At 39.1% G+C, this 12,352-nt stretch carries 10 protein-coding genes and 1 pseudogene; all 11 read right to left on the bottom strand.

The window, feature by feature from the left end; translation table 11 throughout:
• Positions 1–80 precede the first annotated feature (80 nt).
• Entirely contained in the window at positions 81–1,088 is a 1,008-nt protein-coding gene (gene ruvB / locus H3T55_RS03105) for a Holliday junction branch migration DNA helicase RuvB (RefSeq protein ID WP_225533239.1), read from the bottom strand.
• Between the two features lie 12 nt (positions 1,089–1,100).
• Positions 1,101–1,712, bottom strand: coding sequence for a Holliday junction branch migration protein RuvA (ruvA, locus tag H3T55_RS03100; protein ID WP_225533238.1), 612 nt, complete (start codon positions 1,710–1,712; stop codon positions 1,101–1,103).
• 183 nt (positions 1,713–1,895) lie between these two features.
• Positions 1,896–3,569: a peptide ABC transporter substrate-binding protein gene (locus tag H3T55_RS03095; RefSeq protein WP_225533237.1), complete on the bottom strand. Its 1,674-nt coding sequence runs from the start codon at positions 3,567–3,569 to the stop codon at positions 1,896–1,898.
• Positions 3,570–3,741: 172 nt separating this feature from the next.
• The gene (msrB, locus tag H3T55_RS03090; protein ID WP_087640574.1) at positions 3,742–4,179 is read right to left on the bottom strand and encodes a peptide-methionine (R)-S-oxide reductase MsrB; all 438 of its coding nucleotides are present in this window, start codon (positions 4,177–4,179) and stop codon (positions 3,742–3,744) included.
• Positions 4,180–4,274: 95 nt separating this feature from the next.
• A complete protein-coding gene (locus tag H3T55_RS03085; protein ID WP_225533236.1) occupies positions 4,275–4,772 on the bottom strand; it encodes an acyl-CoA thioesterase in 498 nt (165 codons plus the stop codon).
• A gap of 24 nt (positions 4,773–4,796) precedes the next feature.
• On the bottom strand, positions 4,797–5,351 hold the full coding sequence (locus tag H3T55_RS03080) for a Maf family protein (protein ID WP_225533235.1): 555 nt from the start codon (positions 5,349–5,351) through the stop codon (positions 4,797–4,799).
• A gap of 21 nt (positions 5,352–5,372) precedes the next feature.
• The gene (mutL, locus tag H3T55_RS03075; RefSeq protein WP_225533234.1) at positions 5,373–7,430 is read right to left on the bottom strand and encodes a DNA mismatch repair endonuclease MutL; all 2,058 of its coding nucleotides are present in this window, start codon (positions 7,428–7,430) and stop codon (positions 5,373–5,375) included.
• A gap of 30 nt (positions 7,431–7,460) precedes the next feature.
• Complete coding sequence (gene mutS, locus H3T55_RS03070; RefSeq protein ID WP_087640570.1) at positions 7,461–10,028, bottom strand: DNA mismatch repair protein MutS; 2,568 nt, start codon at positions 10,026–10,028, stop codon at positions 7,461–7,463.
• A gap of 2 nt (positions 10,029–10,030) precedes the next feature.
• Entirely contained in the window at positions 10,031–10,399 is a 369-nt protein-coding gene (locus tag H3T55_RS03065) for a RicAFT regulatory complex protein RicA family protein (protein ID WP_225533233.1), read from the bottom strand.
• Between the two features lie 387 nt (positions 10,400–10,786).
• Entirely contained in the window at positions 10,787–11,386 is a 600-nt protein-coding gene (locus H3T55_RS03060) for a hypothetical protein (RefSeq protein WP_225533232.1), read from the bottom strand.
• 1 nt (position 11,387) lies between these two features.
• Positions 11,388–12,352 (bottom strand): annotated as a pseudogene (locus H3T55_RS03055) (hypothetical protein); the annotation flags it as partial.

Raw genomic sequence — 12,352 nt, 5'->3', positions numbered from 1 at the left:
GAATTTACAGTTTTGATTAGATTGCACTACATTCCATATCATAAAGATATTCAGACTCACAAATGCCGCCAAAATAACTATCATGATAAGAGAGTCTCATACCCAAAATGCTCATACGCCAATGCTGTCGCAACACGCCCTCTTGGCGTTCTTTTGATAAATCCTTTTTGTATCAGATAGGGTTCGTACATATCTTCGACTGTTTCAGTTTCTTCACTGATATTGACTGCGATCGTACTTAATCCCACTGGTCCGCCGCCATACAATTCAATCATCGTTTTCAGCAACTTTTGATCGACATAGTCCAACCCTTCATGATCCACCTGCAAAAGGGTCAGCGCTTGATCGGCAATCATTCGATCGATCACACCATTAGACTGCACCTGAGCAAAATCACGAACACGTTTCAACAAGCGGTTAGCAATTCTAGGCGTGCCGCGAGAACGTCGAGCAATTTCAAAGGCGCCTTCTTCAACGATTTCTGTCTGAAAAATGTCGGCTGAACGTTGAACGATTTCTTTCAAATCTTTCGTCTCGTAATACTCCATATGGGAAATGATCCCAAAACGGTCTCTAAGTGGTGCCGAGAGCATTCCTGCTCGAGTTGTCGCGCCAATCAATGTAAACGGAGGTAAAGGAAAATGAACGGGATGAGCAGTCGTTCCCTGTCCAACCATGATATCCACATAAAAATCTTCCATCGCTGAATATAGCATTTCCTCTACTAAACGAGGCAGTCGATGGATTTCATCAATAAATAACACATCTCCGGGCTCCAGCTCGTTCAAGATAGCCACTAAATCCCCTGCTCGTTCGATCGCAGGCCCACTAGTCGTACGAATATTGACATTCATTTCATTGGCGATGACCATTGCCATTGTGGTCTTCCCCAAACCAGGAGGACCATATAAAAGGGTATGATCCAAAGCTTCCTCACGCGTTCGAGCGGCTTCGATATAAATCGTCAACTCTTGTTTTACTTTATCCTGACCGATATATTGTTCGAGAAATTGCGGGCGTAGTGATTTTTCCAGTGACTCTTCACCTTCGCTGCTTTGCGCTGAAAGTAGTCTCTCATCTTCAGTCATAGCTCTTCCTCCTTAACGCTTCATCATCAATTTCAATGCATTACGTAAATATTCATCTGTTGGCTGAACGCCTAAACCTTCTAAACTTGGTGTGATTCGTTTGATTTCTTTTTCACTGTAGCCTAAAGCACTAAGCGCTTCTAATGCTTCTGTCAATGCCTGATTATTCGAAGATGCTTGTGGTGTCTGTGCCATCGCTTCAACCGCTGCGTCTGATGTCTCTAATTCACCGAGTTTGCCTTTTAGATCCAGCACCATTTGCTGAGCAGTTTTTTTCCCTACACCTGGGAATTTCGTCAAATACTTCGCATCTTCACTTTCGATCGCATTGATCAAGCCGCCATGGTCTTCAGAAGCCATGATCGCCAACGCACTTTTAGGACCGATCCCTGAAACACTGATCAACTTCAAAAAGAGCTGTTTCTCATCTAGATCACTAAAGCCATATAACGTATGCGCATCTTCACGAATGACTTGATGAACATAGATCTTGATCTCCTGTTCTGTCTTTCCTGAATAGCGGTAAGGATTGCCTACTGAGATTTGATAGCCGATGCCGTTTGTTTCTACAACAATATAATAAGGACTGATAAAGGTCACTTTACCAAGGATATATTCGTACATAATTTCACCTTTCTGAGCGATGCTGTTCCAACATTTTATTCAGCATATTTTTGTGCTGACACGCACATACGTTTCCATTTTAACACAAGTTAGAGAAAAGAAGTAGCATCAAAAACAGGCTTATTCTGAGCAAAATAGGCTAGCCTTAAGATTGACCTTAAGGCTAGCCTATTTTTTCTATGATTATTCAGAAATATACGTCCATTTATAATCGTAAGTTGCGCCAGCACCATGTGCAACGACACCTTTGACTTTTGAGTTCCGTAGGTGAGCTTCCGCTTTTTGATAAACTGGAGCAACACCCATTTCATCAAGGATCAGCTTTTCAGCCTGAACCATGTCATCCCAACGTTTTTCAGGATCTGAGGCATTCTTTTTACCAGAATCCTGTACTAAAGTATCATATTCTTTATTTGAGTAACGGCCTCTATTATACGCGCCACCTGTTACAAATAAATCAGTGAAACTGCTTGGGTCTGCATAATCAGCACCCCAACCGCCCATGATCACTTCGAAATCACCGTTTTTACCACGATCTAAACGAACGGTAAATGGTACATTGGTCACTGTTACATCTACACCGTCAAGGTTTTCTTTCACAGCACCCTGAATATATTCTAAGATTTTCTTCGTCGAGTCTGTATCATCTCCGACAATATCGAATTTGAATGAATCAATGCCCAGTTCTTTTTTCGCTGCTTCCCAGTATTTTTTCGCTTGTTCTTTGTCGGATTTCAAGATTCCTTTGTTTTCTTCTGCGAAATCTTTATTGTCTTTTGGCGAGAATGACATTCCTTCCGGCACTAATCCCGTTGAAGCGATAGATCCATCACCTAAAATTCGGTCAACAACAGCATCACGGTCGATAGAGTAAGAAATTGCTTTTCTTAAGTTCTCATTATGGTAAGGAGAATCTGCATCTCTTTGGTTAAATTCCAAGTAAGAAGTACGGGCTTCTTTTTGGATGACTAATTGTGGATCATCTGCCATTTGCTGAGCCAGTTCACCACTTAAAATAACGTCATCTGTCTGACCATCTTGGAATAAGTTTAGAGAAGTTGGTGCTTCTTTGACCACTTTCACTTCGATTTTATCTAATTGTACAGTGTCTTTATCCCAATATTGATCATTTTTTGTATATGACCATTCTGTATCTGTTCCCGGACCATCAAAATCAGTCAATGTGAATGGACCATTGTAAACAGAAGCTTCACTCTTCGTTGCATAGTCTTTCCCTTGTTCTTCCACTACTTTTTTATTTTGCGGGAAGAACGATGGAAATGCTAATAAGTAATCGAAATAAGGTGTTGTCTGCTCCAATGTTACTTCTAATTCATGATCGCCATTCGCTTTGATCCCAAGCTCATCAAGCCCTTTTTTGCCTGCTGAGACATCTGCCCCGTTCTTCACTAATTCAAACATGTAGGCATATTCTGCTGCAGTTTTAGGATCTGCTGTACGTTGCCAGCCATACACATAGTCTGCAGCCACGACAGGATCTCCATTAGACCATTTAGCATCTTCTCTAAGTTTGAATTTATATGTCAGTCCGTCCTCACTTTTTTCAGCCATTTCAATAGCACCAGCCGGCTGAGGTTTGCTGTTCTCATCTAGACGATATAACCCTTCATAAACGTTGTTTAACGCCGAAAAGCTAATTGTATTCGTTGCGACTGATAAATCAGCACTTGGCATTTCTTGTTGCACAACTACTCTAAAAAGCTGTTCCCCACTAGCTTTTTTTCCTCCAGTACTGCTACCTGTCGAATCGGTTTTTCCTCCGCCTCCACATGCTGCTAAAGCAAGTGTCGACAACATCATAACACTGATCAATTTAGTCATCTTCGATTTTTTCATTTTATTCTCCTTAATAAATAATAATTTTCTTTTCAAATTTTAATATTTTGAATATTCTTATAATACTAAAAAGAATCCAGAATAGCAACTGTTTTAGTCCCACATAAAATAACAAGTGGTATACAAAAATAAAAAAACATCTAGTGTGAGTAAACACTAGATGCTTTATTGATCATTCAAATAAGGATTTATACTCTCCATATCCTTCTTCTTCTAACTTTTCTACTGGAACAAATCTTAAGGCCGCTGCATTGATACAATAGCGGAGACCGCCTTGATCTTGAGGACCGTCTGTGAACACGTGACCTAAATGTGAATCTGCTTCTTTACTGCGCACTTCGACCCGATGCATTCCCAATGAAAAATCGGCTTTTTCTTTGACACCGCGTTTTTCTATAGGGTGAGTAAATGAAGGCCAACCGCAACCCGCATCATATTTGTCAGTCGAACTAAAGAGTGGCTCACCACTGACGATATCGACGTATATCCCATCTTGATAAAAATCATCATACTTTCCTGAGAATGGGCGTTCTGTTGCGTTTTCTTGGGTTACTGCATATTCAATATCGGTCAATTTTTGTTTCAGCTCTTCTTTTGAAGGTTTTTCCACGACAAATCACATCCTTACTAGTTTTATTATCTTAATAATAGCATTATTCAGAAAAAAACACTTATTTCCTGTTTAGAAAATAAGTGTTTAAACGTTTATTGATTCCAAGGAATGTCCAAATCGACATTTTTTGCAAGATCGATACTTTCTTGACGCTTGGCTTGTCGAGCTGCTTTTCTTGTTTCATACCCTTGGCAGATAAAGCGTTCTTCTTCTGTTTGAGGTTCGATCATTTCCGGCAACTCCGCACCTTTAGGCACAACAAATGTCATGAAACACGTCCCCGCCAGATAACGTTCACCCGTAAATAAATCTTCACCGATCACTTTAGCAAAAATTTCCATTGAGCGTGTACCAACACCAGATACATACGCATCGATACAAACAGAATGATTAGCTTTTAATGGCGCTAAAAAATCTAGATGATCCACAGAAGCCGTCACAATGGCTGATCTTGACACACGCACAGCCGCGATCCCAGCGGTTTCATCCAGCCAAGCCATCAACTGACCGCCAAATAATGTCTTATGAAAATTTAGATAAGGATACGTAATAATATGAGTTTGAATCGCTCTTGTTTCTGAGCATTTCATCGATAGTCCTTCTTTCTATTATTCTTAATCAAACGCCGGCAGCATGCGATACAGCGTGGCTATGGGAAGTCCCATGATCGAATAGTAATCACCTTGAATATTTTTTATGAACAAAGCGCCTTGTTCTTGGATCCCATATGCTCCTGCTTTGTCTTTATATTCATCAGTATCTAAATAGCGATTGATTTCTTCATCACTCAATTCATAGAATTCCACAGTTGCCGGAACAGTCGCTGAGGATTCTTGATCGTCTTTCATCAAAACCATACTTGTATAAACCTTATGTGTCCGACCGCTAAGCTGCTTCAGCATGCGGAAACCATCTTCTCGTGATGTCGGTTTTCCTAAAATCTCATTATCGATCGTAACGATGGTATCACAACCGATCACTAAATCATTCGGGTATTTCTTAGCAATGTGTTTTGCCTTTTGTGTAGCCATCTCTAAGACATAGTCCATTGGGGTAAAATAGCTTTTTACCTCTTCGTTGATATCTGCCGGGACGATCTCAAAATCCGAGACGATTCGTCCAAGCAACTCCCGTCTGCGCGGAGATTGTGAAGCTAGAATTACTGCCATTTCTGTCACCTTTTTCAATTTTTAGTGTGGGTCTTGAATTCGTTTAAACATTTTCTCCATATCGGAATTTGTAAAATGGATCAATACTGGGCGGCCATGAGGACAGTTAAACGGATTCTCGCATGTTTCAAGATCTTTTAACAACACTCTAGCCTGTTGTTCATTTAAATAATGATTTGCTTTGATCGAGCGTTTACAGCTCATCATGATCGCTGTTGCTTCACGGAATTTTTTCACACTGACTTTTCCAGTTGTTAAAAACATATCGATCATTTCTCGAATGATACTCTCTTCTTCACCTGCTGGATACCAAGTAGGATGGGCACGCACAATAAAGCTGTTTTGACCAAAGTCTTCTAGATGGATGCCCACTTCAGCCAGAGTATCTTTCGCTTCTTTGATTTTCAACGCATCATTGTTCGGATAGTCGATCACGATTGGTACTAAAAGCTCTTGAAGATCATCAGAAACTTCACCGATTTTTTCTCTAAAATACTCATATTTGATTCGTTCTTGCGCAGCATGTTGATCAATGATATATAGTCCATCTTTACTTTGGGCAAAAAGATAGGTGCCATGCATTTGACCAAAATATTCTAATTCTGGAAAACGTTCTTTCGGACGTTCAGATGATAACTTATTAAGTGCCTGCTCTAATTGTCGTTCATTATTCTTTGCTGAAAAATCAAACTCTGGATGATGACTCAATTCTTCTTCATACACTTGTTCATCTACTGTTGTTGCGCTTTCTGACTCCATAGATACCTCAATCGATTCAACAGTAGGTTCTTCAATCGGTCGTTCTTCATAGGGCGAACTAAATGCATGGGCCATCAATGCTTCTTTCTCTTGTTCAGTTGGAGAACTTTCTGCTTTTGACTTTTCAGGTAATGGTTGTGTTGAAAAGTCTGCCTTTGTTTCTTTGACAAAGAAATTACCGCTAGTAGGATCGTAACCTAAACTTCCCGGCTTTCGAATCGGTTTTGCTGTTTCCTCTTGTTCTGTCAAAGGGATTTCCATTTGCTCTACTTTCGGCTGCTGCTCGACCTTCTTTTTGAAACGCAGATTATCTGCAGCATTTGGAATCAGCTGTTCCTGACTCAAAACTTCACGGATTGCTTCACTGATGAGTGTCATCAATTCTTTTTCCTTACTCAAGCGAACTTCCTGCTTTGTTGGATGAACATTGACATCCACCAACAAAGGATCCATCTCGATTTCTAAAACAGCAATTGGAAAACGGCCGACCATCAGTTTTGAGCCATACCCATCAACCACTGCCTTATTCAAAGAAAAGTTTTTGATATAGCGCCCATTGATGATCGTAGATAAATAATTGCGGCTCGCTCTCGTCACTTCTGGTAAAGAGACATACCCAGTCATTTTAAAATCTAAATCTTCCGCTTCTATTTTCAACATTTTTTTAGCGGTACTGATGCCGTAAATGCCTGCGATCGTCTGTTTTAGATCACCATTTCCTGTCGTGTTCATCATTTTATTTCCATCATGGACTAAACGAAAAGCGATGTTTGGGTGGCTCAAGGCTAAACGATTGACGATATCCCCAATATTCGCTAGCTCAGTCTGGATCGTCTTGACATATTTCAAGCGTGCCGGCGTATTGAAGAACAGGTTAGAAACAGTGATTTTCGTACCTTTTCTCAAGGCTGCCGGACGATGTTCTTCGACTTTACCGCCCTTCATTTGAATAAAACTGCCTTCACCTTCTTCTGAGACAGCTGTTTCTACGATGATTTCCGAAACAGAAGCAATACTTGGAAGAGCTTCTCCACGAAATCCTAAACTACGAATGCGGAATAAATCGTCTCTCGTATGGATTTTGCTTGTTGCATGGCGCTTAAAGGCATTCAAGATATCATCTTTTGCGATTCCATCACCATTATCGATCACTTGGATCGTTTTTAGCCCTGCCTCTTCGATGAAAATATCGATCTGAGAACTGCCAGCATCAATTGCATTTTCGACAAGTTCTTTTACAACGGATGCAGGACGTTCAACGACTTCACCAGCAGCGATCTGATTGGCAAGTTGTTCTGATAATTCTTGGATTTTTCCCATCTGTCCCATCCTTTCCTTGCTTCACGTTCGTTAGATTCTTTTTTGCAGTTCATGTAATTTATTTAATGCATCCATTGGTGTCATTTCTAATAGGTTCATTTTTTTTAATGTATCGATCACGCTCAATTCATCTGTCGACACTTCTTTAAATAAAGATAACTGTTCTGTATCTTCATTGATTTCGTCTTGATATTCGACTGTCTTCACCGGTTGTTCTTCTGATTCCAGAGCAGATAGAATCGTCGCTGCCCGTTCCAAAAGATCACTTGGTAAACCGGCAATTTTTGCTACGTGGATCCCGTAGCTCTTATCAGCTGGACCATCCATCATTTTATGAAGGAAAACGACTTCGCCATTTTTTTCCACAGCACCAACATGAATATTTTTTAATCCCTTCAGATTTTCATCTAACACTGTTAGTTCATGATAGTGGGTAGAGAATAGGGTTTTCGCTTTAACTTCTCTGTGGATATACTCAATGATCGCCTGAGCCAAAGCCATACCGTCATATGTAGCTGTACCACGACCAAGCTCATCAAACAAAATCAAGCTATTCGGTGTCGCATGACGAAGTGCCTGATTGGCTTCCATCATTTCTACCATGAAGGTGCTTTGTCCTGCAATCAAGTCATCTGATGCACCGATCCTAGTAAAAATCTGATCGAATATCGGTAATTCTGCTGATTCAGCAGGAACAAAACAGCCGATTTGCGCCATCACTACTGTAAGTGCAAGCTGACGCATATAGGTACTTTTACCGGACATATTTGGACCAGTGATCAAAAGGATAATATTTTCTTTATCCATATGCACACTGTTTGGGATATATTCTTGATGACCTAAGACCTTTTCAACAACGGGGTGACGCCCTTCAACGATATGAAGTTCTTTACTATTGCTTTTTAGTGTTGGACGGACGTATTGATAACGTTCACTGACTGTGGCAAAAGCTTGCAGCACATCCACGGCACTGATCGTTTTGGCTAGTTTTTGTAGACGTTCGATATTCGCTTTGACTTTTTCACGAACTTCTAAGAATAGCTGGTATTCAAGATCGACTGATTTTTCTTCTGCTTCTAAAATCAAAGTCTCCATTTCTTTGAGTTCCGGCGTAATGAAACGCTCAGCGTTTGCCAATGTTTGCTTGCGCTCGTATTTGCCTTCTGCTAGATTAGCTAAGTTCGACTTGGTTACTTCAATGTAGTAGCCAAATACACGATTAAAGCCAACTTTCAGGGTTTTGATCCCTGTTTCCTGACGTTCTTTTGCTTCCAATTCTGCCAGCCATTGTTTTCCATGTCGCATCGCATCACGATATTCGTCTAATTTTTCATTGTAATGATCTTTGATGACATTTCCTTCAGTGATCGCTAATGGCGCCTCTTCATTGATCGCATTGTTGATCAATTCAACGATATCTTCTGCTGGATTCAAGTCTAAAAGTAATTCGTTCCATTCTCCCTGATTGATGCCGACGATCAATTCACGGACTAACGGTACCTGCTCTAGTGATGTCTTCAGCTGAATCAAATCACGTCCATTCACATTCCCAAACGCGACACGTCCAGCTAAACGTTCAAGATCATAGACCTTGGTCAAGGTCGCTTGTAAATCGACACGTTCAAAATAAGCATTCAATAATGACTGAACCATTTCCTGCCTTGTCCGAATTTGTTTTTCTTGGATCAATGGACGATCCAGCCATTGTTTTAATAAACGGCCGCCCATCGCCGTTTTTGTTTCATCCAGCAGCCACAACAACGTGCCTTTTTTCAAGCCGGTTCGAATCGATTGCGTCAGCTCCAAATTGAATTTTGAATAATGATCCATTTTTAAGAAATGATCTGGTTGATAGTCCACTGCTTTTTGGATATGAGCTAGGCTGCGTTTTTGTGTCGTAGTCAGATAAGTCAGTAATTTCCCTGTGACTTCTACTTCTAAGGGTTCCGTCAATTCACTTGTTAGGAAATTAAATTCAGCATTTTCTTCTGCTTCTTTTTGCTCTGAAAAAATGATATTCAGCCGACTTTTAAGAGTTTCCTGAAGTGTTTCTGATAGAGGGCTGCCCAAAACCATTTCTTTCGTTTGCAGGGCAGATGCTTCATTGATCAATCCGTCCTCATCACTTAAGATTGCTGTTTTTAGTTCTCCTGTACTTAAATCAACATAGGCTAATCCAAATTGTCCAGCTGCTTCGACTACGGCGGTCAAGTAGTTGTTGTCTTTTGCTTCTAAGCCTTTGCTGTTCATGACTGTTCCAGGTGTGATCAGTTGAACAACTTCACGTTTGACCATTCCTTTGGTCGTCTTTGGATCTTCTACTTGCTCACAAATAGCTACTTTATATCCCTTTTCGATCAGCGTATCGATATAACCTTGCGCTGCATGATGAGGAATACCGCACATTGGGATCGGCTCATCTGCATTACGGTTACGGCTCGTCAATGTTAGCTCTAATAATTGCGACGCATTGATCGCATCTTCATAAAACATTTCGTAAAAATCACCTAAGCGATAAAAAAGAAATGCATCCTGATACTGGTCTTTGATTGCTAAGTATTGTTCCATCATTGGCGTATTTTTGGTCTTTTGCGGCATTGTTACCCTTCTTTCTCTAGTTCTTCATTGATTCTATATTGGATCATATCCGTCACGTGCTGTAATAAGTCATTCGCTTCCATCAGTTGTTCACGATATGCCACTACTAATGGGTGCTCATCAAATTCTTTCGTCAGCTCATCTGCTCTTTGGATAGCTGCTTTTTCTGCCTCAGGTTTGTCATAATGTGCAAACTGGACAGCATCTTTTTGAGCAGCTTTGATTTGTTCGACCAGCTCTGTCAGTTTTTCGTTATTTTGAACTTTTTCTTCTATTTTTTTGTAGCGTTGAATCAATTCATCTTCACCGATCAAGGCGAGTAATTTCATTAATTCTTCGTTGATTTTTTTATCTGTAATGGATGGCTCCATGATTTCACACCTTTATTCTTGAGTAGGATTTTATTCTAAAACAAGTCTATTTATTTTAACATAATTCGAGCAGAATCAACAGTTTGTGGAGAGAAAAAAGCTGTATATCCTGATTCAGAATACCACTCAACTTCTCTTTGATACGGTAAATGTCTTAATGATTGATTTCTTTGATCAGTTATTTTTTGTTTGAAGTATTTTCTTCAACCGTTCAATATTTTATACACAAAAACAGTATCAGTGATTATTCACTCACTGATACCGTTTCATCATTTCGTATTATATTCGACTGTTTTTTTCACAAAAGAATGGTCAAATATTTTGAAATACTGCTTACTAAATACAATACAATTTTCAAACCAAAAATTGGCTTCATTCCTTTTTCTTCTAATTAAAATCGTTGAAATACTCAATAATTATATTTTGCATAGAAGTATTATCAATTGTATCGTCACTAATCCACTTTAAAAATAAATCATCAACTTCTTGGTTGTGATATTTAGACAAAAGTTTAAATGTGGGTAACAATAATTCTAATTCTCTATTGCAACTATTCATAAAATACTTACTTAACACTCTAGCTAACTTGTCACTCATTTCATTGCCTATAACGTCAATAAATGAAATCTTTTCATCATTTGAATAATTTTCTGATGTAATCAATTCAACCAATTCATCTGCAGTTAAATCCTCATCAAATATGTTTTTTTTGCTATTAACTACATTTTCCCTCGCTTCTTTTTCATCATTATAATATTCTTCTAAAAAAGTTGAATAGTCTACTAGCTTATATACTAAAGAATCTGTATCTTTAATATACGAACTAACATTTTCTGTAAAAATTTGAAAATCTTTAAGTTCGTATATTGATAGTCCTCCAAAATCATCAACTATTCTAATTTCATTCTCTTTTTTTATAAGGACTGGATAGAGCTTACTAATAGTAATATCTCTAGCTTCTTTATTAGAAATTGCTTTTACAATCATTTTATCTAATCCCCTTTGGTTTAAAATTATTATCTAAATCTATGATCCAAAAGTCATCAGTAAGTCCCTCCCTAACTTTCAAATCTTTAGGAATTGGAACCTTCATTTTGAGATCATAAAAGCTAATTTCACCAGTTTTCAAATTTCTATAATAGTGAACCTTACCTTTTCCCATTGAAGTTTCATAACTATATGTCGACTCCATTTTTGCCCAATCTAATATAGAGCTCCCATTTTTGGTGAGTTCAGAAATTACTTTAGGATCTTTCAAATCAGAACCAGATATGATAGGTTTTGATTTTTCAATTATGTCCCCTTTCATTAGAGCATTTTTATAGTTTTGATAATGTAAACTACTTTTTGAACTCTTTGGAATACCAACTCCACTAACTTTCGTATTACTTCTACTCATCGTTCCAGTCGGTCTCAACGACGCTGTCAACGCCTTCTGCGAGCCGTAATCTTTCAAATTCCCATAAATGGAAGGCCCCATATTCATCAAACCAACATTCATCATGAAGGAATTCATCGCTATATCGGCTCCAGCAACTTCCGCCGCTCTTTTCAACGCCGCAATTTCTCTTTCTACTCTAGCTTTTCGATTGATCTCAGCGATTTCTTTCTCGCGTTTATCCCATGCATTTCCTATTGTAATCATCCAACGGGTATCTTTCAAGTTCTTTGGAGAAAATGTGCCGGTCTTTGGATCGAAGCCTTTGCCTCCTGACACTTGGGCTAACCCTTGATTAACGGCAGCTTGTAATCTTGTGACTTCTGTAAAAAGTGTAGAAGAAAAGGCATGGAAAGCGAGGAGTTTTTGTAACTGTTTTTCCAGCTTACGTTTTGCACTTGTATAATCTGAGATCAGTCCACTTGCTTCTCTAAGATGCTGCACACGTTCACTAGAGACGGGCAGTAATTGTTTTATTTGATCCATTTGATTTTGCATTCCTTGGATCTGTGTTT

Origin of the sequence: Enterococcus sp. S22(2020), assembly GCF_020295385.1 — a bacterium.
GTDB lineage: Bacteria > Bacillota > Bacilli > Lactobacillales > Enterococcaceae > Enterococcus_L > Enterococcus_L dunnyi.
The sequence above is the reverse complement of the archived record's forward strand: the minus strand, read 5'-3'. Positions and strand labels throughout refer to the sequence as shown.